Annotated in this window: 31 protein-coding genes and 1 pseudogene; 23 read left to right on the top strand and 9 right to left on the bottom strand. The window is 46.6% G+C overall.

The genetic code is table 11. From position 1 onward, the window contains the following. Positions 1-290: 290 nt before the first annotated feature. The 5 genes from JCM16159_RS01420 to JCM16159_RS01405 all read left to right on the top strand — a co-directional run bounded on the left by JCM16159_RS01420 (position 291) and on the right by JCM16159_RS01405 (position 3,029). The gene (locus JCM16159_RS01420; protein WP_054856699.1) at positions 291-578 is read left to right on the top strand and encodes a hypothetical protein; all 288 of its coding nucleotides are present in this window, start codon (positions 291-293) and stop codon (positions 576-578) included. Next, positions 575-1,630, top strand: coding sequence for a pectin acetylesterase-family hydrolase (locus JCM16159_RS01415; RefSeq protein ID WP_054856698.1), 1,056 nt, complete (start codon positions 575-577; stop codon positions 1,628-1,630). The genes JCM16159_RS01420 and JCM16159_RS01415 overlap by 4 nt, the downstream gene beginning before the upstream one ends. 160 nt (positions 1,631-1,790) lie before the next feature. Continuing rightward, positions 1,791-2,369, top strand: a complete 579-nt coding sequence (locus tag JCM16159_RS01410) for an NADH-quinone oxidoreductase subunit I (RefSeq protein WP_054856697.1) — start codon at positions 1,791-1,793, stop codon at positions 2,367-2,369. A gap of 61 nt (positions 2,370-2,430) precedes the next feature. Further along, the gene (locus JCM16159_RS13375) at positions 2,431-2,607 is read left to right on the top strand and encodes a hypothetical protein (RefSeq protein ID WP_243665517.1); all 177 of its coding nucleotides are present in this window, start codon (positions 2,431-2,433) and stop codon (positions 2,605-2,607) included. Further along, complete coding sequence (locus tag JCM16159_RS01405) at positions 2,574-3,029, top strand: helix-turn-helix domain-containing protein (protein WP_243665516.1); 456 nt, start codon at positions 2,574-2,576, stop codon at positions 3,027-3,029. Before JCM16159_RS13375 ends, JCM16159_RS01405 begins: the two co-directional genes overlap by 34 nt. 28 nt (positions 3,030-3,057) lie before the next feature. On the opposite strand, the gene sucD is transcribed toward JCM16159_RS01405, so the two are convergent. The 3 genes from sucD to JCM16159_RS13365 are packed head-to-tail and all read right to left on the bottom strand — an operon-like array spanning position 3,058 to position 5,065. After that, positions 3,058-3,936 (bottom strand): succinate--CoA ligase subunit alpha, encoded by an 879-nt coding sequence (sucD, locus tag JCM16159_RS01400; RefSeq protein WP_054856720.1) that lies wholly within the window; start codon positions 3,934-3,936, stop codon positions 3,058-3,060. A 5-nt stretch (positions 3,937-3,941) separates the two neighbouring features. Continuing rightward, positions 3,942-4,562, bottom strand: a complete 621-nt coding sequence (locus tag JCM16159_RS13370; RefSeq protein ID WP_243665515.1) for a hypothetical protein — start codon at positions 4,560-4,562, stop codon at positions 3,942-3,944. Then, on the bottom strand, positions 4,559-5,065 hold the full coding sequence (locus JCM16159_RS13365; RefSeq protein WP_243665514.1) for an ATP-grasp domain-containing protein: 507 nt from the start codon (positions 5,063-5,065) through the stop codon (positions 4,559-4,561). The genes JCM16159_RS13370 and JCM16159_RS13365 overlap by 4 nt, the downstream gene beginning before the upstream one ends. 357 nt (positions 5,066-5,422) lie before the next feature. Here JCM16159_RS13365 and JCM16159_RS01385 point away from each other — a divergent pair, with 357 nt between their 5' ends. Then, complete coding sequence (locus tag JCM16159_RS01385; protein ID WP_243665513.1) at positions 5,423-5,731, top strand: hypothetical protein; 309 nt, start codon at positions 5,423-5,425, stop codon at positions 5,729-5,731. Between the two features lie 141 nt (positions 5,732-5,872). Here the strand turns inward: JCM16159_RS01385 and JCM16159_RS01380 are convergent, their stop codons facing one another. The 3 genes and pseudogenes from JCM16159_RS01380 to glcV all read right to left on the bottom strand — a co-directional run bounded on the left by JCM16159_RS01380 (position 5,873) and on the right by glcV (position 9,196). After that, entirely contained in the window at positions 5,873-6,667 is a 795-nt protein-coding gene (locus tag JCM16159_RS01380) for a helix-turn-helix domain-containing protein (protein WP_054856696.1), read from the bottom strand. Positions 6,668-6,727: 60 nt separating this feature from the next. Further along, positions 6,728-8,043 (bottom strand): annotated as a pseudogene (gene ahcY / locus JCM16159_RS01375) (adenosylhomocysteinase). A 49-nt stretch (positions 8,044-8,092) separates the two neighbouring features. Then, positions 8,093-9,196 carry a glucose ABC transporter ATP-binding protein GlcV gene (glcV, locus tag JCM16159_RS01370; protein WP_054856695.1) on the bottom strand — a complete coding sequence of 368 codons (1,104 nt, stop codon included), beginning with the start codon at positions 9,194-9,196 and terminating at the stop codon, positions 8,093-8,095. A 205-nt stretch (positions 9,197-9,401) separates the two neighbouring features. On the opposite strand from glcV, the gene JCM16159_RS13360 reads away from it, so the two are divergent. The 5 genes from JCM16159_RS13360 to JCM16159_RS13340 are packed head-to-tail and all read left to right on the top strand — an operon-like array spanning position 9,402 to position 11,641. Beyond that, a complete protein-coding gene (locus JCM16159_RS13360) occupies positions 9,402-9,638 on the top strand; it encodes a hypothetical protein (protein WP_243665512.1) in 237 nt (78 codons plus the stop codon). Beyond that, positions 9,635-9,853 (top strand): hypothetical protein, encoded by a 219-nt coding sequence (locus JCM16159_RS13355; RefSeq protein ID WP_243665511.1) that lies wholly within the window; start codon positions 9,635-9,637, stop codon positions 9,851-9,853. Before JCM16159_RS13360 ends, JCM16159_RS13355 begins: the two co-directional genes overlap by 4 nt. After that, positions 9,847-10,791, top strand: coding sequence for a hypothetical protein (locus JCM16159_RS13350; RefSeq protein ID WP_243665510.1), 945 nt, complete (start codon positions 9,847-9,849; stop codon positions 10,789-10,791). The genes JCM16159_RS13355 and JCM16159_RS13350 overlap by 7 nt, the downstream gene beginning before the upstream one ends. Continuing rightward, complete coding sequence (locus JCM16159_RS13345) at positions 10,779-11,300, top strand: hypothetical protein (protein WP_243665509.1); 522 nt, start codon at positions 10,779-10,781, stop codon at positions 11,298-11,300. The genes JCM16159_RS13350 and JCM16159_RS13345 overlap by 13 nt, the downstream gene beginning before the upstream one ends. Next, positions 11,300-11,641, top strand: coding sequence for a hypothetical protein (locus tag JCM16159_RS13340; protein ID WP_243665508.1), 342 nt, complete (start codon positions 11,300-11,302; stop codon positions 11,639-11,641). The genes JCM16159_RS13345 and JCM16159_RS13340 overlap by 1 nt, the downstream gene beginning before the upstream one ends. 468 nt (positions 11,642-12,109) lie before the next feature. Here JCM16159_RS13340 and JCM16159_RS01360 read toward each other — a convergent pair whose 3' ends face one another. Further along, the gene (locus JCM16159_RS01360) at positions 12,110-12,979 is read right to left on the bottom strand and encodes a hypothetical protein (RefSeq protein WP_054856694.1); all 870 of its coding nucleotides are present in this window, start codon (positions 12,977-12,979) and stop codon (positions 12,110-12,112) included. Between the two features lie 659 nt (positions 12,980-13,638). Between JCM16159_RS01360 and pyrB the strand changes: the two genes are divergently transcribed. The 9 genes from pyrB to JCM16159_RS13330 are packed head-to-tail and all read left to right on the top strand — an operon-like array spanning position 13,639 to position 18,731. Next, on the top strand, positions 13,639-14,565 hold the full coding sequence (gene pyrB, locus JCM16159_RS01350) for an aspartate carbamoyltransferase (RefSeq protein WP_054856692.1): 927 nt from the start codon (positions 13,639-13,641) through the stop codon (positions 14,563-14,565). Continuing rightward, entirely contained in the window at positions 14,562-15,041 is a 480-nt protein-coding gene (gene pyrI, locus JCM16159_RS01345; protein WP_054856691.1) for an aspartate carbamoyltransferase regulatory subunit, read from the top strand. Before pyrB ends, pyrI begins: the two co-directional genes overlap by 4 nt. Positions 15,042-15,046: 5 nt before the next feature. Beyond that, complete coding sequence (gene pyrE, locus JCM16159_RS01340) at positions 15,047-15,463, top strand: orotate phosphoribosyltransferase (protein ID WP_243665507.1); 417 nt, start codon at positions 15,047-15,049, stop codon at positions 15,461-15,463. Further along, positions 15,460-15,666, top strand: a complete 207-nt coding sequence (locus tag JCM16159_RS13335) for a hypothetical protein (RefSeq protein ID WP_243665506.1) — start codon at positions 15,460-15,462, stop codon at positions 15,664-15,666. The genes pyrE and JCM16159_RS13335 overlap by 4 nt, the downstream gene beginning before the upstream one ends. Then, the gene (locus JCM16159_RS01335) at positions 15,638-16,402 is read left to right on the top strand and encodes a dihydroorotate dehydrogenase (RefSeq protein WP_367834194.1); all 765 of its coding nucleotides are present in this window, start codon (positions 15,638-15,640) and stop codon (positions 16,400-16,402) included. Before JCM16159_RS13335 ends, JCM16159_RS01335 begins: the two co-directional genes overlap by 29 nt. Further along, on the top strand, positions 16,399-16,599 hold the full coding sequence (locus JCM16159_RS18185) for a hypothetical protein (RefSeq protein ID WP_367834193.1): 201 nt from the start codon (positions 16,399-16,401) through the stop codon (positions 16,597-16,599). The genes JCM16159_RS01335 and JCM16159_RS18185 overlap by 4 nt, the downstream gene beginning before the upstream one ends. 24 nt (positions 16,600-16,623) lie before the next feature. After that, complete coding sequence (locus JCM16159_RS01330) at positions 16,624-17,262, top strand: site-2 protease family protein (RefSeq protein WP_054856690.1); 639 nt, start codon at positions 16,624-16,626, stop codon at positions 17,260-17,262. 43 nt (positions 17,263-17,305) lie between these two features. Then, entirely contained in the window at positions 17,306-18,553 is a 1,248-nt protein-coding gene (locus tag JCM16159_RS01325; protein ID WP_054856689.1) for a hypothetical protein, read from the top strand. Then, entirely contained in the window at positions 18,534-18,731 is a 198-nt protein-coding gene (locus tag JCM16159_RS13330) for a hypothetical protein (protein WP_243665505.1), read from the top strand. The genes JCM16159_RS01325 and JCM16159_RS13330 overlap by 20 nt, the downstream gene beginning before the upstream one ends. Before the next feature lie 196 nt (positions 18,732-18,927). Here JCM16159_RS13330 and JCM16159_RS13325 read toward each other — a convergent pair whose 3' ends face one another. Both JCM16159_RS13325 and JCM16159_RS13320 read right to left on the bottom strand, forming a co-directional pair. Then, positions 18,928-19,554 (bottom strand): NAD(P)-dependent oxidoreductase, encoded by a 627-nt coding sequence (locus JCM16159_RS13325; protein ID WP_243665504.1) that lies wholly within the window; start codon positions 19,552-19,554, stop codon positions 18,928-18,930. Next, entirely contained in the window at positions 19,511-19,900 is a 390-nt protein-coding gene (locus tag JCM16159_RS13320; RefSeq protein ID WP_243665503.1) for a hypothetical protein, read from the bottom strand. Before JCM16159_RS13320 ends, JCM16159_RS13325 begins: the two co-directional genes overlap by 44 nt. A gap of 80 nt (positions 19,901-19,980) precedes the next feature. Here JCM16159_RS13320 and JCM16159_RS01310 point away from each other — a divergent pair, with 80 nt between their 5' ends. From JCM16159_RS01310 to JCM16159_RS01300, 3 genes are read left to right on the top strand one after another with little or no spacing between them, the layout of a single operon-like run. Beyond that, entirely contained in the window at positions 19,981-20,145 is a 165-nt protein-coding gene (locus JCM16159_RS01310; protein WP_013336226.1) for a 30S ribosomal protein S14, read from the top strand. Positions 20,146-20,204: 59 nt separating this feature from the next. After that, a complete protein-coding gene (locus JCM16159_RS01305; protein WP_054856688.1) occupies positions 20,205-21,128 on the top strand; it encodes a hypothetical protein in 924 nt (307 codons plus the stop codon). Between the two features lie 42 nt (positions 21,129-21,170). Then, positions 21,171-22,256 (top strand): DUF711 family protein, encoded by a 1,086-nt coding sequence (locus JCM16159_RS01300; protein WP_054856687.1) that lies wholly within the window; start codon positions 21,171-21,173, stop codon positions 22,254-22,256. The last annotated feature ends 5 nt before the right edge of the window (positions 22,257-22,261 follow it).

Raw genomic sequence — 22,261 nt, 5'->3', positions numbered from 1 at the left:
TTACATTAGTATTGAGAGGGTTAATAATATATATAGGGCCGTGGCAAGACCTGTTGAGAGCATTGAGCTTGCATAATTGACCGGCATTTATTCATGACATGTTTATTGCCTAGCCTATATACATTATTTATGTAGTTATTTCGATAACCACGTTAATACGTACTCTAGTGATTTTGACATGGATTGCTAGGCAATAATATTTATCCATGAGGAATAGATCTTTTATTAATTACCTACTATTTAGGATAAATATAGATAAAGTTTAAAAGACAAAGCGTGAATTAATGCTCATGATGTACTACAGAATCTATAGGGCTCTCACTGTGCTATCAATACTAGCAATAATGATAATAATCGTCCAAGCCCATGGCGCCCACGCACTTCAATCAATCTACACACTTCAATCCTTAACCATAACCCCCTACGAATGCAACTACATGCCCCTCAACTGTACAACAGATCTCAGGATCATCCTAATACCATACTATGCAAACCCATTCAATGCGTCATTAGCCGGCATGCCAAGCCTGAGTAGCCTACCCATCAACTACCCAAGCCAGGGAACCAGTGGACCTTGATTTGGCTCCCATATCCAGCCAGGGCTGGTAATGGTAGTAGGACTTACATACTCGTGAGTAGGGGCACGGAGGACAAACTCCTCGTCTTCCTGGAACCCGGTGGTGCATGCACAGATTACTACACCTGTTGGTACCCGGTGCTTGGTGTCAGTACTGTATTAACCATGAACGCCACATACCCAAACATCTGGGTCGACCTCTTCGCATATACAGGAATATTCAACAGGAGTAATCCACTGAATCCCTTTAGGAACTGGACATACGTATTCATACCATACGACACAGGCGATGTATTCTCTGGGGATAGGGTCATGGAGTACTGCGGCATTGGCATTAACGGCATGATGGACTGCGTGACGACTTACCACGTTGGTTTTGTCGATGCAATAATGGCGATGAGGTGGGCGGCAGCCCAGGGACCCTGGAAACAAGTGGTCCTTGCAGGGTCTAGTGCCGGTGGCGTAGGTACGATACTGCTGTCATACTACGCAATACAGATATTCAATGATTCACACTTGATTGTAATCGATGACTCAGGGCCTGGCCTCACATCAACAATCAACCCACACTTCACCTTCCAAACCACAGAACAGAGCTGGGGCTACCTTGAATTAGCGCCTCCTGGTGCACGCGAAATTATTAATGAGACGGGCGAACCATTACTTGGCCTTGAGTATGGGCTCCAAACAATTGGTAAGAACGCCACGTTTGCACTTTATGAAATGCAGGAGGACCTAGTCATGGGCACCCTATTCCTAGGCTACACACCTAGTGAGTATCAGCAAGTCCTACTTTACTACACTGGGGTGCTGAGGCAATTCGCTCCGAATAACTTCTTTAGGTATCTACCCATTGGCTATGCGCACATGGTACTAGTATACCCAGTCCTATTGCCACCCAATGCCTTCTATACCTTCAGCATTTGTGGACTGCCCGTGTATAAGTGGGTGGATTTATTGCTCGAGGGTAGGCCAATTGACATAGTTCAGATAACGCCATACATCTGTATCGTTAACTCCACACAAATAGTAACCAATGTATCGATAGGTTAGGGCGTAAATTATAAACTTATAATTAAAACCATTGGTTTTAATTTAATTTCTTCATGGTAATTAAGGATAATCATAATTTATTAGCGCATTGTAATAGTCAGGGTCTATATAATAGGATTCACCATAAAGCTTAAAATACTTAAGGGCGTAATAAGGCAACGTGGTCATAAAGGTAAAACAACCAAGGGGAACCCTTGCTGAAGACATTATTTACCACGCGAAGGCGTTAATCACGGGGTTTAAGGAGGTCGTGGAGCCAAATAGACTCACGATACAGTACCCACGCGAGGTCAGGTGGGTTCCTGAGAGGTTTAGGGGTTGGATAATGCTGGATATTAAGAAGTGCATAAGCTGCTTCCAGTGTGCCTGGGCCTGTCCAGTGAATGCGATTCAAATGTATAGGGCTCCCAATGGTAAGTTCTACCCAGGTATTAGGTATACCGAGTGCATTCTGTGCCACTTCTGTGTTGATGCGTGCCCAGTCGGTGCCTTGATCCCCACGCCTATTCATGACATTGCCTATGTTGACTTTGATGAGGTTAAGTTTAAGCCTGAGGATATGGCTAAGCCTCCTGAGTATGTCTTTGATGAGTCTGAGAGAGTTATTAGGTATGAGATTAAGGATGGTAAATTACTAAAGATAGCTCTTCCCAAGGATGAGATTAGGAAGAGACTCGAGGAGCTTGATAAGGTTATTGAGCAGTCTGGCGGTGCTACCGCCGCCGAATCATCCGCATGATCAATGCATCGCCCTGGTTTGAAGAGTAATTGGTTAATAACTTAGTTTTATCTTCCAATTAATGAGTATTAAGGTTAGGGTTGGTATTAGGGTTCCCAAGTTTCCCAGCGTCATTAGTGGTGGTATTCGCATACTCAGTGAGTATAACTTTGACTTTGGTGTTCAGCTTGATAGGGCTAAGCTCCTCAAGCTAATAGCTTCGGCGTGGCCAGCCCTACGGAGCTTATTAGGAGGTTGAACATGCCCAGGGCCAAGGTATTCAGGTACTTAAACGCCCTCATTAGGCGTGGTTGGTTGGTTAGGAAGGATGGTGGTTATTACCTGGCCGCTACAATATTCCTTGTTTATAGGGTTAGGGAGTTCGGTGATTACGCGGTTCTCGAGGTTCTCAATGATAAGGGTGCGATTGTTGATCAGAGGGCTGGTCTTGTGATTATTAATGGTAAGGAGTCGCCGAGGGCTTGCCCGAGGTGTCCAATGCTTCAGGAGTGCACCAGTAATATTAGGAGTATTAGTAGGTCTCTTGGTGTTACGATCAAGTCCGTGACGCCTGCCGATGCTTACCTCGAGTTGATTAGTACGATAATTAATGAGGGCCTAGTTAAGATCCTCCTTAATGATTATATTGATCTTCACATAAATAATAGTGATTCAGCATGATTTTTATTGAAGTTTGTTTACTATGATTTTAACGTATGTACTGCTTGATTAGTTTAACAACCTCGGTGGGTGTTCTGGCCACGGGCACATTAACCTCTTGGAATGCCTTAACCTTGCTTTCGTAGGAGCCCATGCCCATGCTAACAATGGCTCCAGCATGTCCCATCCTCTTGCCTGGCGGTGCTGTCCTGCCCGATATGTAGGCTACCACGGGCTTCGTGACCTTCCCAGACCCTATGTACTTAGCCAATCTCTCCTCCATTGTCCCGCCTATCTCGCCAATGACCACTATGTACTTCGTCTCTGGGTCCTCCTCAAACATCTTCACTACCTCGAGCGTGTCTGTGCCTATTATTGGGTCTCCGCCAATGCCCACGACCGTTGACTGCCCAATCCCTGCCTGGGTTAGGTGGTAAGATATTTCGTAGGTTAATGTTCCACTCCTGGACACAATACCGACCGGCCCCGACTTGGTGTATATGTGGTTTGGTAATATGCCGACCTTAGACCTCAGTGGGCTTACGACTCCTGGGCAGTTGGGGCCTATTATGGTCACGCCCTTCCTCTTTGCGTAGTTCACGAACCTTAGGGCGTCGTGTATTGGTATATGCTCTGTGATTATTACTATTAGCTTGATGCCTGCATCGATTGCTTCGTATACCGAGTCAGCCGCAAATTGGGCTGGCACGAAGATTATCGACGTGTTTATGTCAGGGAACTTCCTAAGTGCCTCCTCGACCGTATCGAATACAGGTACGCCATGAACAGTCTGACCACCCCTACCCGGCGTGACTCCAGCCACCACCTTTGTACCGTATTGAAGCATATACTCCGTATGCCTTGACCCCTCCCTACCCGTTATTCCCTGGACCAGGACCTTCGTGTTCTCATTAACGAGTATTGCCATGCCCATCACCTCTTTATAGCCTTTGATAGCGCCTCCATTGCCTCCTCCGCGGTCTCATAGGTTTTAAGTCCTACCTCAGCCAGTATCTTCCTGCCCTCCTCCTCATTAGTGCCCTTTAGCCTAATGAAGATTGGCTTATTGGTCTTGACTTCGTTCAGCGCCTCAACAACGCCCCTGGCAACCTCGTCGCACCTCGTTATTCCACCGAATATGTTTATTAAAACAGCCTTTATTCTATCATCAGTCAATAGCATTTTCAATCCCTCCTTAACCGAATCCTTACTTGCACCGCCGCCAACGTCGAGGAAATCGGCCGGCTCATGACCATACTCCTTGACTAAATCCATGGTTGCCATCGTCAGGCCTGCGCCGTTGGCCATGATCCCCACATAGCCCGTCAACTCCACGTAGTGTAGTCCGTACTTCCTGGCCTCGAGCTCCTCCATTGTGTAATCACTATCCTCAACACTGATGTCTGGATGCCTAAACAGTGAGTTGTCGTCTATCATGACCTTAACATCAAGGGCTATTAACTGGCCATCGGTTGTGAGCGCCAGTGGGTTTATCTCCACAAGCTCTGCATCGTATTCGGTGAATACCCTATACATGGCCTTGGCCACGGTCACGAAGTCCTGCGCCGCAGAGCCTCTAGACCGAGTTTTTGGGCTACTCCCCTGATCATGTAGTCCCTTAGTCCCTCGTAGTCATCTATGTAAAGCCTAATTATCTTCTCAGGGCTTTTCTTCGCGACTTCCTCTATATCGATGCCGCCCTCCGTGGATGCCAGCATTAGGTAGCCCCTGTTCTCCCTGTCCAGGGTTATGGATACGTAGAGTTCCTTGGCCACGTTAACCCCCTCCTCGAACAGTACCTTTCTAATCGGGTAGTCCTGAATAACCTTGCCCAGGTAATCCCTGGCCGCGTTCTCCGCATCCTTAATGGTGTCGACCCTCCTCACCAAGCCCATCTTAGCCCTACCTGCAAAGGGTACTTGGGACTTTGCAAATAATGGGAACTTAAGGGTGTTGAGTACCTTAATGTCATCGAGGCTCTTGACTATGGCGCCCCTGGGTATCTTAACGCCGTACCTATTCAACAACTCCTTGCCTTTGTATTCGAGGAGCCTCACGCTAATTTACGCAAACTAACCTTAATTTAAGTATTTGCACTATATAAAGTGATTAAGGACTACTAAGTCTCCTTATTAAGCATTACGAATCTTATGAACGCTTCATCAGTCTCTTCCTTCCTAGGTACAGCGATTATTATCGATATTCCAGGCATGGAGAAGGCGACAGACCTCGCCTTACTTATATCTGGGAATTCCTAGTATCGATGCCGTGAATAAGAATAACCCTACCTCCAAACCTACTTGGGTCCATATACCTAATTATGTACGCCCTTATCTTATCCTCAAGCTTTTTCATCCCAGCCAATTAATTAGAGCGCCTTAATTTTTATTTACTGCCAATGAGGATTATTTTTAATGACCACAATGAATGAGTTAATTAGGGAATTAAAAATTAATGATATTATTAATGCCTTAATGGCGGCATTCAAGGCCGGTAATAGGGACTACATATCATCAACCGCAGAGCTGCTGCATGAGGAGTTCATGTACACGGTATCCGAATCTACGGAATTAACCGGAGATACGCTAAGGCGGGCGTCAAAGCTCCACGCACTTTACTGCGTAAGCCTTGGTCTAATTAAGTTAATGAGCAGCGAGCCAGTGAATGGCAATCCCACTGATTTATTAAGGATTGCGGTGAGTGATGGAGATTTATCAAGCTAACGTTATCATTAACTACGGCAGCAGCCCTGCTCATTAAGGGATTTACATCGTGGATTAACGAATTCAGTGAGACCGCTCAAGGAATCGGCAATGACTTCATTAAGGAAATCGTCTCTTCATTCCTTGAAATTGCCAGGTTAATTAGTATTGTGAATCCTTGATTAACATAACCATGTTCTTACCCTCAACCTTAGTAATCCTAACAAGACCTATGCTCTCAAGCCTCCTGACGCTCCTCCACACGGTCGTCCTCGGTATGCCAAGATCCTTGGAGATATCGACCTCAAAGGCAGAACCACCCCTGGACCTCAAATAATTCAGTATGGCCTTTTCGTATTCGTTAAGATTCAAGGCAGTCGTGGATATGGCCTCCCCCCTCTCCCCTTCACGTTTTCTCATTAGCACATAGAATATGGATGAAATCGCTATAATTGCTATGATGATCGCTATGATGATTCCGTAATTATACGAATGTGTTGTTATTATTGGCGCGTGCTTCGGCGGTGTCGATATTGGTGTCGGCATTATGGTGTATAGAAACTCACCAGGTCCCCTAGCAGTTATTACTAACTCGTTATTTGTCATGTTCATGTTGATTATTGATAGTGTCATGTTTGCAATGAGTATATTGCTTGGGACAATAATCTCTACTGTGGAGTTACTAACGTTTATCCCAACGAAGTTGTTCTTTATGAATACCTTTGGTACATATTTTACCGACACATTGGCGGTTCCTAGTACAGGTATTATTATTGATGTACCGTTTATCATGTATGCCGTTGTCGAGCCATTGACAAGGACCATAACGTATGATTGAGGCTGAACGGGTAATTGCAGCGTCACGAACTCGCCGGCTAAGGTTGTGTTTAAGTTCACAACTGATGTACCATTACTATATAGCGTTATTATCCAGATGAGCATTAATGGTATTACCATAGTTTTAATTATACTACAGAATTTACTGCTCTAAAAGATTTTCCTTGGTAGCGATAATGATTAAGTGCCAAGACCCCAACTGGTTATGTAACGTCTCTGTTCTTCGGTCAGTTGGTCAATCCTTATGCCCATGGTCTCAAGCTTAAGCCTTGCAACCTCCATGTCGAGTTCATCAGGTAGCTTATGAACACCGAGTTGTAACTTACCCCTATTCCTTACTATGTACTCGACGGCGAGCGCTTGGTTGCTGAAGGACATGTCCATGACCTCGCTCGGATGGCCCTCAGCAGCCACTAGGTTAACGAGCCTACCCTCGGCAAGCAGGTAGACCCTCTTACCGTTTGGTAACCTATACTCAACCACGTAGTCCCTAATCCTCCTCTTCTCAGCCGCAACCCTCTCGAGGCCCGCCACGTCAATCTCTACGTTGAAGTGACCTGCATTGGCCAGGACAGCCCCATCCCTCATCTTGAGTATGTGATCCAGGGTTATTGCGTTTATGTCGCCGGTGGCCGTTATGAATATGTCACCGACCTCCGCAGCCTCGCTCATGGGCATTACCTCGAATCCATCAAAGACGGCTTCAAGCGCCCTTACAGGGTTTACCTCGGTGACGATTACCCTACGTGCACCAAGGCCCTTAGCCTCATGGCTATTCCACGGCCAACCCAACCGTAACCTGCGACAACGACTATCTTTCCCGCGACTAGTATATTCGTGGCCCTAAGTATCCCGTCCCAAGTTGATTGTCCAGTTCCATACCTATTATCAAATAGGTACTTGGTGTATGAGTCGTTAACGGCGATTATTGGGTACCTGAGCGTTCCCTCCTTCGCCATTGCCCTCAGCCTAATGACGCCTGTGGTTGTCTCCTCAGTACCGCCGTAAACACCGCTTATTAATTTAGCGAAGTCCCTGTCACCAGCTGTCTCCAATGCGTAGTTCGTCTCACTGCTCTTAACGCCAAGGGCAAGCTTATGCAGTGTTACGGTTAGGTCGGCACCGTCGTCCATAGTAACGACCGGTTCCTGAGAAATGGCAAAACCAATCGCGTTGTAGTACTCCCTCTCATTCATGCCCTTCCATGCATACACGTGTACGCCCTCCTCAGCAAGTGCGGCTGCGACCTCATCCTGCGTGGATAGTGGGTTTGAGGGCACTAGGGTTACTGTGGCCCCGCCAGCGACTAGTGTCCGGACCAAAACTGCGGTTTCCTTAGTCACGTGTAGGCTAGCCGATATTTTAACGCCCTCAAGCGGTTTATCCTTAATGAATCTCTCCCTAATCTTCATTAAAACCGGCATGTGCCTCTCGGCCCAATCAATGAGTAAGCGTCCCTTCTCGGCAAGAGATACGTCCTTGACCTTATACGCCATCTAGGTCAATACGTTGGTTCACTAAAGTATTAAAATTTTAACAAGGTCTCTATCCGTATAGTAACTTCTCCGTTTGCTTATCGAATATCTTTATCTTATGTATATTGAAGTACATGTGTACGGGTTCCCCAAGTCCAAAGCTGGTTGATGAGACAACCTTAACCTCAGTACTTTGTAGCTTAACCATCACGTTGAATTTACCGCCAGCGAATTCCGATATTTCAACAATGCCCTTACCAACATAGATTAGGTCATTATTATTAATGACTTCCTTAGACAGGATCACATCCTCGGGCCTTATACCGAGAATCACGTCTTCGTTACCTCGCACGTTTATACTACGTGGTAGTTGAACCTTCACATCACCACCATCGAAATAGACCTCGTTGTCTTTACCGATGATTAAACCATTAAATAGGTTTATATCACCTATGAAGTTTGCCACGAACACATTTACTGGTTTATCATAAATCTCGTTGGGAAGACCGATCTGTTGAATGGAGCCTCTCCTAAGTACTGCGATCCTATCTGCCAGGGTTAATGCATCGGCTGGGTCGTGGGTCACGAGTATTGTGGTTATCCCAAGTTTCCTCTGGATATCCTTAACGAATGCCCTTGCCATGACCCTGATCCTGGCGTCAAGGTTACTGAATGGCTCATCCATGAGGAGCACCTGGGGCTCCTTAACCAACGCCCTCGCGATTGCCACCCTCTGCTGCTGACCACCTGATAGCTGCCTCGGGTATCTATCTAGTGTTTCGGCTATACCAAGGACCTCAGCTATTTCCTTAACCCTTTTCTCGATCTCATTCCTTGGGAGTCTCTTAATCCTTAATGGGAAGGCTATGTTGTCGAAGACCTTCATGTGCGGATAAAGGGCCCAGTTTTGGAATACCATACCCACGTTCCTATCCCTTGGCGGTATGAATATGCCCTTTCTCGGTGACGCAACGAGTGTATCACCTATCCATACCTCGCCCTCAGTTGGTTCCTCAAGGCCTGCCACGATTCTGAGTAACGTTGTCTTTCCATGACCTGACGGCCCCATTACAACCATGAACTCTCCAGACCTTACCTCAAGCTCCACCTTATTTAGTGCAACTACGTTCTTTCCAAATATCTTCGTAACTTCATGAAGGTAAACCCTCACCATGACTCTACAGTGAGCACTGAATTATTTAGTAAAATAAATTTTTCCAATAGGTTGGGTATAACCAGTTTAATTATTATGCAGAGTAAAATCGTATTGATTCACAATATGCAAGGTTCTAATTGGGGAATTTATTAAAATGCCCTAAATTAATGTTTCAAGAAGCAGAATGAGCCACGTTAGTAAACGGTTTGAACATGCAGCCAAAATGTGGGGTAGGGATGTTGATGAGTTCATAAAGTCCGCCTTAAACGGTTTCGGCAGTTCCATGTTCATAATGGGCCTATACTACAGGAGACCTAATTGGGCTTGGCCAAGGTGGTTGAGACAGCAATTAGAGCCTGCCGGCAGGGGCTTTGAACCTGCCCAGTTAATGCCGTTTAGGAATATTCACTTTAAGGATTGGGGCATGTTGGTAGTGTTCAGGGTGTTAATGAGGCCGTGATAGACCCGGCAATGCTCTTTATGGCCCGTAAAAACGTCGCATTCGAGGTGTGGATCTACGACGAATCAAGGCTTTACATGCCGGGTTTGCATGGTTCGTTTAGGCAATACCTCGAGAGACCTGGTTATCCAATAATAATTAATGAATGGGACCTTGGCCTTATGAGGGTTGTTACGAGGTCAACGGTAGCTAGTAGGTCTGGGTTGATGTGTTAATTATTGACCTTGGAATAACTGGTTTACCGGGCAATTACATTATTTATTTAGTGACTAGGCCGTACAACGTCGATCACATGGTCGAGGTGAAGAATGCTGGTATTGAGGGTGATGGGTGGTTCGTAACAATTAATGGCGAATTAGCCTTAACTACAGATAGGGAACCGGCGCAATTTGGTTCATACGATGCAAATAAGGATGCGAGTGAGGATGCGGCCCTTGGTAGGCTTAACGGCGAGCTTTACGTTAATGATGAATTGGGCTGGGCTCACGCAGCCCTTGGCTTTAATGCCGTTATTAATGTGGGTAATGAGTGGAGGCTCAGGGTTAAGGCACCGATGGATCCCCTCAGGAATACCCCGCATAATAGGGCCTTAGTCAAGGCGGTCAGTGATGATGATGTGGTTGCGGAATTACGTAATTGGGACTCAATAAGTGAGAGGTCGTTCTCGGTACTAATAAACGGTAGTGTCATTGGTGATATTCTCCATCAATCGATCGCAAACTTGGTAATGCTTTGGGATGGGGGTAAAATAACGCCGGGCCCATTGATATATCACCTATTCTGGATAAGGGATGGCTCATACATGGCCACGGCCCTCACAATGTCTAACCTAACGGACATGGGCAGGGCCGTTGTTGAGGAACTGTTAAGGAGGGTTGACACAAGCGGTTATTTCAAGGCCGTGGATTTCGAGGTGAGGGAATATGACGCCAATGGGCAGGTCTTATGGGCTGTGAGTAAGTATGTGCAGTTAACGAGGGATTATGATGCGTTGAGGAGGTGGTACCCAATGATTAGGCGTGGTGTTGAGTGGTTGGAGACGAATAGGGAGGTGACTGGCGATGAGTCAATAAGGGGTTTATTACCACCGTCCTGGTCTGCCGAGGATACGGGCCCATGGACCACCATTACTGGGACGATATGTGGGCCATAGCTGGGTTAAGGGAACTGGGCAGGGTGCTTAGGGATATGGGTCATGAGGATTATGAGTGGGTTGAGAAGTTGCATAGGGAGTTCGTGGATGCCCTGGTTAACTCGATAAATGTTGTTAGGGCGAGACTCGGCGTTGAATACATGGTGCCTGCGCCGGAGAGGGTCGCTGATTCGGCAATGACTAGGGTCATTGCGGTTGTGTGGCCTACAATGGCGTTACCACTCGATAATCCATTGGTCAAGAGAACGCTCGAGGTCACTGAGGAGTTGTATGGACTAAACGGTGGAATAATGAACACCCACCAGTGGGGTACCTACGGTAGTTACCTAACGATGAACTTGGCACACTCTTGGGCTATACTTGGCGATAGGGAGCGTGTGGGCAGGTACTTAACGTGGATTGTTAATCATGCGTCACCGACCTATGGCTGGGCTGAGGGAATATCAATAATAACTGAGGGGGGTGGCAGGGTGATGCACCGCATGGCTGGGCTGCGGCGGACTTCATAATGCTTATTAGGGATTTAATAATAAATGACTTATTCGAAGTACCAACAATGCTCAGGGGCATGCCTGTGGATTTACTGAGGCGTGGAGTTACGGCCAGCAATATATTAACAATACATGGGCTAATTAAGAACGTGAGCATATCGATGAGGGGTAAGGAACTCATGATTAATTACGAAGGCCCAGGTAAGTCCGCTGGGGATGGGCAGTACGAATTATTAATTGACTCACCAATTACGCCCAGGGAGATTCAATGCAGCAGCTGTAGGTATGAAGTATTATCAAGCAACACTATTAAGGTTGTGCACGGCGGTAAATTCACCATTAAAGTACTAGGTCCATAACGGTACTCCAACAACTTTCGAAGAAACTCTCTATTAAATTAACTGTCAACATAATATATAGTAAAAGTGAGGGTGGAAATGAAGGGAAAGGAGAGGGAGGTATTGGTTTTTAAATTGAGGATTCTTAACCACGTAACCAAACTACGTCTGAAAGCCCTGGTATACCTCCTCATAGCTTATGCAAGTCCATGGCAATGAGGGTGGGTATGGGCATATCGGCACTGTGTATATCTGCGTATACCTCACATTAGAGCTCTCGGCAGTGTTCTGGGCCAACGGACTCTGATAAAGTGGTAAAATAGAGCAGTAATAAAACGTGCCAGAACCACCATTGGCACCGGCCCAAATAACATTAGACCTGTACCAACGATTCGTCTGCTGAGATGGAACAGAAATACTCCCAACCCATCCTCCCTTGTTTGGTACGTATAATCCTGCGGAGACTGAGGAAACTCACCATCATATCCATCACCCGCTGAACCAGGAGTATGCCATTATATATACTGGTGCTGTGTTGTTCATGTATGGCTTTATATTGCCTATGCTTATTATTTCCGGGTTTCCGGCAATTGGCGGCTTGCTCACTAGGTATATTGTGGGTACCTCAGTTATGTACCTACTAGTCTCGATCAACTGCTGGGCTGTTGGCACAGCATTTGGGCTTGGTGGTGAGAAGCCAATTAAGTTATTCTTGACCATTAACTGAACCTCCCCGGTCTCGCTAGCGATACTGCAGACCGGTAGTGCGTAGGGGACTGCTGAGTATAGAACTATCACGATTGTATCACCTGGCTTGACGTGGACAGCTGAAAACTCTACGTTGAAGTCCGTGTATATTGCTGGTATGTTCTCGGCCTTGACGAACTGCCAAAATGTCGTTAACTTACCTGGCACATTTTCATAGGTCTTTGTTGTCGCATTGTAGTAGACGTATGGGTATGGTTGGTTAGTTGCGTTAATTAATGCAATGATTGGTTCGGATTGATTATCAATGGCCGTTAACCTGCCATTTATGTAAATGCCAAGCCACATGGCGTTCTCCAGATTTGACAATCTAAACGCCGCCGACAGCGTCTTATTAATGATGCTCAGTGGGAAGTCTATGGCTAGTGATACGTCATTAATGGTGAAATTACCATGAACGTGATAAACGAGGACTATTGTCGTATTGCCAGGTACGAGGACATTGTAGGAATTATTACAAGCAACACTACCATAAATAATCGATTGCGGTACCAGTGTGGGGGGCTTAGTAACATGGTTCATAACGGGTCTCATGATGAACCTACTGACAAATAGAGAAGCTATGATGCGATTACCACAGCCACTACTAGCCACTTCACTCTTAAGCCCATAACCATCGGTTTTACTTGATTCACAGGACTTTTTTTATACATCGGGTGTTCAGAGAATGTGAGCCGAGCGGGGTTGAAAATTCCTCTTTAATGCCCTTTACCAACGTGTGTTGGTTTAGCGCGATACTTAATGATTAAGGGTGCATGGGTAGAGAACGACGCATCATGGTTCCTAAGGCCTGCGGGACTTGCCCATGGGGTTAAGTAAATCGGGTGATAAGGAAGACCCTATCCTCCAGGACAGGGAATTAAAACAAAAAGAGATAGGGAGATGGATGAGGAGGTGGGTGTGCCGGGGTGGTTGAGGTTTACTACGGTGATTGTAGACCGGGTAGGAGGTGTATGCCTGGGGTGCCTTGGATTAAAGTCGTGCCCAAAACTTTGTGAAGTTCTATATCAAATTGAGGATGATAAAGGAAGATGGAGAGTAATTAAGAGTATGCGATGGTTCGCCCAAGCGCCTGCAGAGGGGTCAGATAGAAAAGGTAGGAATTGTTTATTCTTGGTATTATTTTATTCCATGAATAAATAATCATAATTGATTTCTATTTCTTATAGTACATAAACACATGAGATGCATAATATATTATTAACTTTATAAATAACGAAAGTTTAATTTAAATTAAAATATAAAGTCTAGGCATGACTTGGTTTAATCGGGATGTCATAGGCGTGCTGGACTTCGGTAGGGAGGATTTTGAGGTATTGTTTTCTGAGGCTCTTAACATGGAGAAATACGCCAAGTCACGGCTTGACCTTCTCGGTGATAAGGTTCTCGCCCTGGCCTTCTTCGAACCGAGCACCAGGACTAGGCTTAGCTTCGAGACGGCTATGCTCAGGCTTGGTGGTAGGGTAATCGGTTTCAGCGGTACCGAGGCCACGTCGATGACTAAGGGCGAGAACCTTGCTGACACGATTAGAATGCTTGATGCATATGCAAATGCCATAGTCATTAGGCATAGCCTTGAGGGTGCTGCTAAGTTCGCAGCCGAGATCGCCGAGTCACCTGTGATTAATGCTGGTGATGGTTCGCAGAATCACCCAACCCAGGCCATGCTTGATTTGTACACGATTTGGCGGGAGTTTAAGGTAATTGATGACCTATCCATTGGGATACTCGGTGACCTTAGGTATGCGAGGGTCGTTAACTCGCTTATTCAGGCCCTGTCCTACTACAGGGTTAAGCTTCATTTAATATCTCCGGAGCTACTCAGGCCCAGGCAGGAGCTTGTTGAGTTCATGAATTCGAGGAACATGAAGTATGACTGGACCGACGACCCATACGGCGTGATTAATGACTTAGACGTGCTTTACGTCGTCAGGATACAGAGGGAGAGGTTCCCTGACCCAATGGAGTACGAGAAGGTTAAAGGCGCCTACAAGGTAACGCCCAAGTTAATCGAGAGGGGTAAACCAAGCCTAGTAATCCTTCATCCACTGCCCAGGGTTGATGAGATTGACTTCGCCGTCGACAACATGCCGCAGGCCAGGTACTTCAAACAAGCCAGCCTAGGTGTTCCCCTGCGCATGGCATTGTTGAAGCTCGTGCTTGCTGGTGATAAATCATGAGCAGTAAGAGGGAGTTGATAATTAGTAAGATTAGGGATGGTGTGGTGATTGACCACATACCAACCGGTAGGGCACTTTTGGTGCTTCGGTTACTGGGCATAAGCGGTCGTGAGGGGTTTAGGGTGGCGTTGGTCATGAATGTGGAGAGTAGGAAACTTGGCACTAAGGACATCGTTAAGATCGAGGGCAGGGAATTAACTAAGGATGAGCTTAATCTAGTGGCTCTCGTAGCGCCAACGGCCACGGTGAATATAATCAGGGATTACGAGGTAGTTAGCAAGTTCAAGGTGGCGATACCAGACGTTATTGAGGGATTACTCAAGTGTAAGAACCCGAGGTGCATAACGAATCAACAAAGGGAGCCCGTAAGGAGTAGGTTCCGGGTACTGTCTAGGGAACCACTAAAGCTTGTATGTGATTACTGCGGCACAATACATGAACTCAACGACATTGAGAGGTACTTTGGACTGACGTGATGGCAATGCCAAGCGATGAATTGGCAATAAGTCTTTACAGGATAGGCGCAATCAAGTTTGGGCGGTTCAAATTAACCAGCGGTATTGAGAGCCCAATCTATATTGACTTAAGGCTTGCAATAACCCATCCAAGCATTTATAGGCAGTTGGTTAAGTCTATGGCCGATTTACTATCGGGCTTCAACATTGATGCTGTGGCGGGTATAGAAACGGCTGGTATACCCTGGGCCTCAATGGTTGCTTACGAACTCGGTAAGGGCATGATATACGTTAGGAAGGAGGCTAAGGAACACGGTACGGCGAGGCTTGTCGAGGGTGATTTGAGGCAGGGTATGAGGGTTGCCGTAATCGATGACGTAGTGACCACGGGAGGCTCAATAATTAGGGCTATTAGGCTGTTAGGAGCCACGGTGGCGATGTGATTGTGGCGGCAGCCTTCATTGATAGGGAACAGGGCGGGCTTGATGCAATCAGGAGGGAGGGCGTTAACGCCGCTGCCCTACTTCGGATTACGGAGGTGATCGACATTCTCATCAAGAATGGGTTAATCAGTGATGAGTTACGTAATTCAATAATCAATTACCTGGTGAGCACGCGTGTTAACCCAGGTACTCAAACTAATTAATTACCTACCTCCTGAGTTCACCTACAAGACCTCACATGCACTCATTAGGAGTGGTATTGTTAATTACCACAGCCGTGGCATTGAGATGCCAATCGAAGTTAACGGCAAGCTTCTTAAGAATCCATTGGGACTTGGCGCGGGGATTGATAAGGATGGATTTCTGGCGTCACGAATCACATCAGCGGGTATTGGCTTCATAACCATTGGCTCAATTACGCTTAAGCCGCGTCTTGGCAATCCGAAACCACGCATCGTTAAGTACCCTGGTTTAAAGGCCATGGTTAATGCCATGGGTTTACCATCAAGGGGCTTCGTAGACTTCGTAAGCCGATTACCGAGTATTCTCAATAGACTGCGCAGGCTTCGTACTTACGTAATTATTAGCCTGGCGGGGTTCTCAATCGGCGAGTTTATGTACATGCTTAATAAATTAAGGGGTTACGGCGTGGACGCCGTGGAGTTAAATATTAGTAGTCCCACTTACCGTGGCTCATGGATATCGGATAGGGAGTATCTAGGTGAATTGCTTAGGGGTGTTGAGGCATTTCCAGGTACGTTGTTCGTAAAACTGCCCCTTGGGGTTGATATTGAGTTTTACAGGTGGGTTATGAACATGGCTGGTAAGCGTGGGTTTGGGTTGACGATAGCCAATACCCTGCCAACTAAGGAGCCTGGGATTTCCGTTGGTTATGGTGGATTAAGCGGCTACCCGATCTACCAATTGTTAAGTCGTTGATCATCAAGGTTAGGAGGTGGGGCTTTGGGAACCCGGTCATTGGGCTTGGCGGTGTCTTCCATGGATGGCAAGTAATTGATTTAATGAGGAGTGGTGCGAACATGGTTGGTGTGGTTACGGCATTCGCGTACGAGGGCCCCTTCGTGTTTAATAGGTTGTTTAAAGAGGTATTGATGAGTCTGAGTGAAAGGCTTTAATAATTATCTAATCACCACGTCTTGATGAACATTAATTATTGGGGTGGTGGTTATGGAGTGCCATTTAGGCCGTATAGGCATGAGGTTAGGGATATCGTGATTGCCTTAATCATCATGACAATAGCCTTCGCAAACCTCTTCAGTACATTACTTAGCGTTGGCGGCTTAATGGCCACATTTATTGCAGTACTGACTGGCTTCCTCGGTCATGAGCTGATGCATAGGGAGGTGGCGAGGAGGTTGGGTTACATAGCGTATTTCAAGGCCTGGTGGATTGGGCTTTTACTTGCCCTGGCAACGTCCTTTTTCCATTTCATAATAGCCACACCCGGTGCCACAGTAATAGGCCCAAAGGTTTGGGGTTACCCCACGAGAAATGATGAGTTAAGGATAGCGCTTGCGGGTCCTGCTACGAACATTGTGTTTGCCGTGGTCTTCCTACCCCTATCGTTATTACTACCTGGCCCATTCTCCTACTATGCTGGCCTCGTATACGCGATCAATGCATGGCTGGGCTTTTTCAACTTGTTACCGCTGGCCCTGCCTGGTATAGTGCTTGATGGATTTAGGGTGTTTAGGGGTGACGTTAGGGTTTGGGCCTTAATGTTCATAATATCTATCGCATTGTTAATACCGAGCTTAATACCCAGCATTCTCCCTTAGTTATGATGGCAAGTATTATAACTGGCCCATCGCTACGGAAGTTGTGAGATTTAATTATGAAGTGATTAATGAGGATTCCAACATAGCCATTGTGACCTTATGGAGCGGTATTGACCAGGTGAAGAGGCTGCTTGGTGACTCGATTAAACTCGTGGGTATAATCGGTAATCTATACACACCAATAGGTATTAACTACATAGTAGCCACCCTATCAGGATTTAACTGGGTCGACACATTGATAGTCTTTGGCCTTGACTATAATGGTGTTGGCGATTTACTGATCAAGTTCTTTAGGGATGGCGTATTGGATGTCTTGCTCGTGGACAGGGATATTGCTGATGGTGTTAGGTCTACCGTGAGGGTGATAGACCTTAGGGAGGCATTTAAGGCGCGTAACGCCGACTTATTGATAAAGACCGTCCATGAGAACTACAGGCCTGGGCGCAAGCCCGTTAGACCATCGATGCGTGTGGAGGTTCGTGAAAATGAGCATGACGGTGGTTGGGTGCTGCCGCTGGTTGGTGGCTTCATTTATGAGAGGGACACCTACAGGTCCTGGGTTAAGCTCGTTGACTTGGTACTAAATTACGGCTTTGATAAGGGTGATTATAGGGAGTTGATAACGCCGCTCGTGGTAATAGACTCGATGGGTAAGCCACACCCATTCAGGAGACTCAGTGACGCTGGACTTAAGGGTTTTGAGCCACCTGCCGAGGTGGTCGAAGCCATGGTCAGGGAGTTGAGGATTAATCCGTACTCAATCAATGCTGTTTATTATGGGGGTGATTACCTGGTTCAGGGTGTTATAAGTGGTGATTATTACAACCAAGTGGTTTATTTGAGGAGTGTGGACGTGCTCAATGACTGGTGCAGGCAGTTATATAGATGGTGGTCTCTTGCGAGGAGAATCGTCGAGGCCCTGAATAGCGAATTCAATGCCTGGTATAGCGTGGGTTCCATAGCCGTAATGCCGTTCTCAGCCAGGATATACGCCAAAGACTTGAGCAGGGCTGAGGAGTTCGTGAGGAGAAACGCCAATGTATTCAGTGAGTTCGTTGAGGACCCAAGGGGTAACTTCCTGGTTATGAGGGAGGGCGAGTCCGTGATTGTTGAGCATAGGTTGCCAATTACTAACTCACTGCATAGGAGATTCTCGTTTAAATCCCTTGAGGAGGCATATAACACGCTCAAGAATAGCAATCACTTCACTAATTACTCACATGCCATGTACCTCGGTAAGGAGTTGGCGAGGGTGTTCCTTCTCAGGAATTATGAGCAGGATAAGTTATGAGAGAAAAATTAATCCGTACCTATGCAACGATGAGAATATGGTTAGGAAGAAGCCATACCCTCATAACAATGACATACTAAATGCAATGCTTAGGGTGTTTTCCAGGGAACCCTTCGTAAAGCCGATAGACTTCCCGGACAAGGTCCGTGAGGAACTCGAGAAGGAGGCTTCTACGTAGGCCTTGTTTCCACAAAACGCATCTGGAGGATTTATGAAGAAGCTGTCAGGAGGGGCTTCATCTATGATTATCTAAACGTGGTGTTTTATCATGGTGAGTACTGGGAGGAGTAGGTATTACGGTGATGCCGCGTTGATAGCCATGATTAGAAATTTCTAAGCGAGGGCTAAGCGATACGTTGGTTCATGGGCATGATCTAAACGTAATCATCTCTATTAACCCTATTCATAGGCATCTCTCCCCTAAGGTACCTGATCACGTTCTCCACAGCCCTAATCATCGCGTACTCAGCAATCTCCCTCTGAGCCCCACCAGCTATGTGTGGTGTACCCAGGAAATTAGGTAATGCCGTCAATGGCGTCCTCGGTGGTATCTCCTCATGCACATCATGTACCCACCAAACATCGGTGCCAAACCTAATGTCCTGCCTCTCCTTAAGAACCCTATACAAGTCTTCCTCCTTAACCACGTCACCACGGCCGACATTTACGACAATGGCACCACGCTTTAATGCCCTAAGCTCCCTCTCGCCGATTAAGCCCCTCGTATGCTTATTCAGCGGTAACGCTATTGCCACTATGTCGGCCCTTGGCAATACATCGAGTAACCTACTTGTTGGGTGGACCTCATCGAAGTACTCAGCCGGCTTACCGCCTCTATTAATGCCGATATTGTAGGTCCTGAACCCCTCCTTACCAATCCTCGCAATCTCCCTACCAATACCGCCAGTGCCGAGGACGAGTAGTGTTGACTCAATGATTTTGCGTGGGCTCGTTAATTCATTGCCTAGGTACTCCCTGGCATTTAGTACGGGCCTGTGCAATCCCTTCGAGCGTTAGTATCATGGCCCATGCATGCTCGGCAACGGGCACCGAGTAAGCCCCTGCATTGCCATAGATCTCTATATTACTTGGTATTGCGGTGAATGGTAGGTGGTCAACACCTGCCGAGAACGTCTGAATCACCCTTAGCCTGGGCATGGATTTAATATTGCTGGCCAGGTCAAACTCCCTACCGCACCAGCACATTAGTATCTCGGCGCTGGATAACGCGCTTGATTGCTCTTCCTTGCCCAGCTTCGGTAGTTCGTAGAGGTTGACATCATAGTTCCTTAGCATCTCCCTGGCCTTTTCAGGTAATTCCACCGTACTGACTATGGTTATTGCCATCCAAAACTAGGCAATAACTGACTTATTTAATTCTTCACGGGCAAAAATACTTTTAACTGGGCTTTCTTCCGAGTACGTGAATGGCGAAGATAAAGCCACCCAAGGAGCGTAAGTATGGGAGGGCCGTAATTAGGTGTCAAAGATGTGGTACTCACGAGGCAGTCATTAGGAAGTACGGGCTCTACCTATGCAGGAGGTGCTTCAGGGAGGTAGCACCACAACTAGGGTTTAGGAAGTACTACTAGGTATTCATTGGTTGTCATAATTACGTAGGGATTATAAGCACCAAAGCGCCTAGTTAGTTATGGCTAGGATACCCGCAACACTTAGCTTGGACAAAATTATCGAAGTAGCCAAGGTACTGGCATCGCTAGACCTACGTAGGTCCAACGCCTTCGATCCAAGGTTTTACCCACCTAAGGATGCGGATATAGAGGCTACGTACAATTACTTCTTGGCGATGGTGGCGATTGACCATAGGACGAATATTGGGGATTGGCAATTCACTAGGCGGGTTGGCGATGAGGTTTTCACGGGCTCCGACCTACTTTGGAGGTTGGGTATGGAGATGTTTAGTAGGGATAGTTCCTTCTTCAGCCCAGCCAACCTAAGGAGGCTTGAACCAGCGGTGGTTAGGGACTGGCTCATTGGTGATTACGGACCTGTTTGGGATTATGGTGTTAGGGCTTACCTACTTAGGGATGTGGGCTCCTACGTGCTTAGGAATTATGGTACAACGATTAGGCTTTTCCATGTCTCAGGTATTGAGGAGTTGATTGATAGGTTATCCGGTATGGCAGCCTATGAGGACCCCGTAAGGAAGAAGGCATACCTATTGATTAAGTTCCTGGTGTTACGTGGGTTACTAAAGGTTAAGCCGCAGGAAGTTAAGCTACCAATTGATAATCACCTCACAAGGATTGCCTATAGGCTCGGCATTGTAAGGCTTGAGGATTGGGTTCTCGAGTTGATGAGACGTGATATGCACTTTAGTAGGGAGCTTGATGTTGAACTTAGGTTGGCAGTTCGTGATGCCTGGGACGCGGTGATTAGGATTGGCAAGTTAGACCCAATAGCGTTGGATGACTTCCTATGGAGGTTTGGGAGGACTGTATGCACTAGGGACAAGCCGCAGTGCGATAAGTGCCCATTGAAGGGTATCTGCAGTGCATATGCTAGGGGTTCGTTTATTAACGAGCACAATCACTACCTAACGTATTATTACTAATTAATGACAATACTTAAATGAGAATAGGCCACTACTGAGTTAATGATTATCCGCGCAGTTACGTTGTTTTACCCCGTGGAGAATGGCAGGGTTAATGCTGATGAGCTTAGGCAGGAATTGGTTAAGCTACGTAATGTAATAAGCAGCGTTAGTGGTAGGAGAGGGATTGAGATAAGGACTTGGAGGGTTACACTACCCTTCACTGGGCCGTCCTGGGACTTTGAGGAATTATCAACAACGATAAATAAGGCAAGCACTGACCTTGGGTACATACATGCATCACTCAATATAGCCATGGATTCAAGGTTCGAGCTAAATAAGTTGGTTGATGCATTCATTGAGTCGGGGAGTTACCTGAGTATTTGGGTTGGTGATTTCAAGGAATTGAATGAGTACAACGCCGGGTTATTTACAAACGTGCTTAAGAAACTTGTGGAGCTAAATCAATGGGCCTTATCCAGGAGGATCGCCGCATTAATCGGCGATGCAATACTCACGCCGTACTACCCAGACTCAATAAACCTCGCAATAGCATGGCATAGCCTATCAATACTATACCCAAGCGAGTTAAGTAATGAGCGTAATCTACGTAATGACCTCACCAGGGTATTTAGGACTGCCGAGGACATTGGTAGGGAAATTGCAAGTGAATTGGGCATTGATTACCTGGGGATCGATGTCTCACTATCACCCTGGGGTGAGGAATCCGTTGTCGATGCCATTGAGAGGATTTATGGGATTAGGTTCGGCGGACCCGGCACACTAAGTGCTATTTATAGATTGAACAAGGCCATTTGGGAAGCATCCAATCAATTTAGGGTGACTGGATTTAACGAGGTAATGCTGCCGCTTGCTGAGGATGAGCAGCTTAAGGCTAGGGCCAGGGAGGGCTTAATCACATTCTCCAAACTCGTTAAGTACACCATGGCCTGCGTGGCGGGTGTTGACATGGTACCAATACCAAGCAATCAACTATCGCTCATTAATGGGTTAATCAATGATTTACATGCCATAGCCAGTATTAAGCGTAGGTCGATTGGGCTTAGGTTAATTCCATACCCAGGTGGTGAGACTGAGGTTGATCTTGGGGACTTTGGTAAGACGCCAGTACTTGACGTGATGAGGTGATTCTC

It is taken from the genome of Vulcanisaeta sp. JCM 16159 (genome assembly GCF_001316265.1).
In the GTDB taxonomy this organism is placed as follows: Archaea; Thermoproteota; Thermoprotei; order Thermoproteales; family Thermocladiaceae; genus Vulcanisaeta.
The sequence above is the reverse complement of the archived record's forward strand: the minus strand, read 5'-3'. Positions and strand labels throughout refer to the sequence as shown.

What these genes read in the sequence shown, in the direction of transcription:
- sucD (WP_054856720.1), bottom strand. Translation starts at nt 3,936, where the DNA reads ATGGCAATACTCGTTAATGAGAACACGAAGGTCCTGGTCCAGGGAATA.
- pyrI (WP_054856691.1), top strand. Translation starts at nt 14,562, where the DNA reads ATGAGCAGTAAGAGGGAGTTGATAATTAGTAAGATTAGGGATGGTGTG.
- JCM16159_RS13375 (WP_243665517.1), top strand. Translation starts at nt 2,431, where the DNA reads ATGAGTATTAAGGTTAGGGTTGGTATTAGGGTTCCCAAGTTTCCCAGC.
- JCM16159_RS13360 (WP_243665512.1), top strand. Translation starts at nt 9,402, where the DNA reads ATGTGGGGTAGGGATGTTGATGAGTTCATAAAGTCCGCCTTAAACGGT.
- JCM16159_RS13330 (WP_243665505.1), top strand. Translation starts at nt 18,534, where the DNA reads ATGAGCAGGATAAGTTATGAGAGAAAAATTAATCCGTACCTATGCAAC.
- pyrE (WP_243665507.1), top strand. Translation starts at nt 15,047, where the DNA reads ATGCCAAGCGATGAATTGGCAATAAGTCTTTACAGGATAGGCGCAATC.
- pyrB (WP_054856692.1), top strand. Translation starts at nt 13,639, where the DNA reads ATGACTTGGTTTAATCGGGATGTCATAGGCGTGCTGGACTTCGGTAGG.
- JCM16159_RS01420 (WP_054856699.1), top strand. Translation starts at nt 291, where the DNA reads ATGATGTACTACAGAATCTATAGGGCTCTCACTGTGCTATCAATACTA.
- glcV (WP_054856695.1), bottom strand. Translation starts at nt 9,196, where the DNA reads ATGGTGAGGGTTTACCTTCATGAAGTTACGAAGATATTTGGAAAGAAC.
- JCM16159_RS01305 (WP_054856688.1), top strand. Translation starts at nt 20,205, where the DNA reads ATGGCTAGGATACCCGCAACACTTAGCTTGGACAAAATTATCGAAGTA.
- JCM16159_RS01330 (WP_054856690.1), top strand. Translation starts at nt 16,624, where the DNA reads ATGAACATTAATTATTGGGGTGGTGGTTATGGAGTGCCATTTAGGCCG.
- JCM16159_RS01310 (WP_013336226.1), top strand. Translation starts at nt 19,981, where the DNA reads ATGGCGAAGATAAAGCCACCCAAGGAGCGTAAGTATGGGAGGGCCGTA.
- JCM16159_RS01380 (WP_054856696.1), bottom strand. Translation starts at nt 6,667, where the DNA reads ATGGTAATACCATTAATGCTCATCTGGATAATAACGCTATATAGTAAT.
- JCM16159_RS13320 (WP_243665503.1), bottom strand. Translation starts at nt 19,900, where the DNA reads ATGGCAATAACCATAGTCAGTACGGTGGAATTACCTGAAAAGGCCAGG.
- JCM16159_RS13345 (WP_243665509.1), top strand. Translation starts at nt 10,779, where the DNA reads ATGTGGGCCATAGCTGGGTTAAGGGAACTGGGCAGGGTGCTTAGGGAT.
- JCM16159_RS01300 (WP_054856687.1), top strand. Translation starts at nt 21,171, where the DNA reads ATGATTATCCGCGCAGTTACGTTGTTTTACCCCGTGGAGAATGGCAGG.
- JCM16159_RS13340 (WP_243665508.1), top strand. Translation starts at nt 11,300, where the DNA reads ATGCTTATTAGGGATTTAATAATAAATGACTTATTCGAAGTACCAACA.
- JCM16159_RS01385 (WP_243665513.1), top strand. Translation starts at nt 5,423, where the DNA reads ATGACCACAATGAATGAGTTAATTAGGGAATTAAAAATTAATGATATT.